This is a genomic window from Terriglobus sp. YAF25 (assembly GCF_052113305.1).
Lineage (GTDB): Bacteria > Acidobacteriota > Terriglobia > Terriglobales > Acidobacteriaceae > Terriglobus.
Window position 1 is genome coordinate 1 of the sequence record NZ_JBFRCY010000808.1, and the last position, 1954, is coordinate 1954.

General features: G+C 56.9%; 2 protein-coding genes. Both read left to right on the forward strand.

The features are described 5' to 3' along the window. The coding region (locus tag AB4043_RS23980; RefSeq protein WP_442308313.1) for an MGH1-like glycoside hydrolase domain-containing protein at positions 1 to 1018 on the forward strand (1018 nt) is incomplete at its 5' end. After that, positions 1015 to 1938, forward strand: coding sequence for a glycoside hydrolase family 43 protein (locus tag AB4043_RS23985; RefSeq protein WP_442302391.1), 924 nt, complete (start codon positions 1015 to 1017; stop codon positions 1936 to 1938). The genes AB4043_RS23980 and AB4043_RS23985, both read left to right, overlap by 4 nt. The last annotated feature ends 16 nt before the right edge of the window (positions 1939 to 1954 follow it).

Sequence of the window (1954 nt, forward strand, 5' to 3'; positions counted from 1 at the left end):
GTACTGGTCGATCGATACCCGGGATGCGATGGAGAAGTCGATCTCGGGCGATGGCTACCGGCCTACCTTGAACAGCTACATGGTCGCCGATGCGAGGGCGATCGCCGCGCTTACCGACGATGTCAATCTGCGTACGAAGTTTGCCCGCAAGGCGGATCTTCTGCGGACCCTGGTGCATGAGCGGCTTTGGAATACTAAGGATCAGTTTTACGATGTGGTTTCGCCGGCTGCTGATTCAGGTATCCGCAAACAAAAGAAGTTTGTCGATCCTGGAACGCAGATGCAGCTTGCAGGCGTGCGGGAGCAGATCGGCTACATCCCATGGACCTATGGCATTGCCACACCGGATCAGGATATTGCCTGGAAGCAGTTGTTTGACCCGCAAGGCTTTGATGGGAAGTACGGACCGACGACGGCGGAGAAGCGTAGTCCCCGGTTTCGTTTTGCCAGCAGCGATCAGTGCACCTGGAATGGTCCCATGTGGCCGTTTGCGACGACTCAGACGCTGACAGCGCTGGCAGAGTTGTTGCAGACGCGCGGAACGTCGTCCATCGGCAGCAACGAATACTACAAGTTGTTTGCGCGCTATGTGTTGGCGCAGCACCTTACTTTGCCAGGCGGACAGTCCATCCCGTGGATTGACGAGGATCGGGACGCGGATGCCGATGACTGGATCGCACGCCGCATGCTCAGGGAGAAGAACAAGCAGGTCGGGCGAGGGAACTACTACAACCATTCCGGCTTTGCTGATCCGTTGATCACCGGTCTGCTTGGCATCCGGCCTGAATCGGGAGACACCTTGCACATCCAGCCGTTGCTGCCTGAGGGCACATGGCAATACTTTGCTCTGGACGGTGTGCCCTATCACGGGCACCAGTTGACTCTGGTCTACGACCGCACGGGGGCCCGCTACCACAAAGGGCGCGGATTTCAGGTCTGGATCGATGGGAAGATAGCAGCGCATCGCGAAACGCTCGGTTCGCTGACCGTGCAGCTTCCGGGAACGAAGAGACCATGAAACGAGTAACCTTTGCCGCTTCGATATTGCTGGGACTGACGACAGTTGTCGGGCAGGCGGAGAGCTATCTGTTTGCCTACTTCAAGGAGCCGGGCGATACCGGTATCTACTTTGCTTTGTCGCATGATGGCTATCATTACGCTCCGCTGAACGATGGCGCGCCGTGGTTTCTTCCTCCCGCGGGGCAGAGAATTCGCGATCCCTACCTGACGAAGGGATCCGATGGGAAGTATAGGTTGGTGTGGACGTGGGACTGGCGAGGCAAGTCGATCGGTTATGCCGAGTCCGACGATCTGCAGCACTGGACGGCAACGCGCGAAATTCCTATCATGGCCGATTTTCCTGAGACCAATAACACCTGGGCTCCGGAGATCTACTGGGACGCGAAAGCCGGGAAGTGGCTGGTTCTGTGGTCTTCAGCGATGAAGAGCGAACCGAACAATCACCACATCTGGTCTTCGATGACGGCGGATTTTCAGAGCTTTACCAAACCATCGGTATGGTTCGATCCTGGATACGTCACCATCGATCAGACGATCTTTCACAACACGTCTCGGAAGGATCTCGCTCCCTGGTACCTCGTTTTTAAGGACCAGAACCAGGATCCGCTGCGTTACCAGATTCGTGTCGCCGGCGGACCAAGTGTTCAGGGACCGTGGAGCAATATCTCCGGACCGATTACACCGACATGGAGCGAGGGACCGTCGGCCCTGCAGGTTGGCGATCGATATGTGGTCTTTTACGACTACTATCGCCCGCCGGCGCGGTTCAAGGCGGTGGAAACCACGGACTGGGTGCATTGGAGTGACGCGACCGACAAGATTGATCTGCCGCATGGATGCAAGCACGGAAGTTTTTTGAAGATTAGCGATGAGGTGGCGGCTGGCCTAGAGCAGCGGCATGATGCTGCTTCTAGGTGAGTGCAAAGCTCTGTGT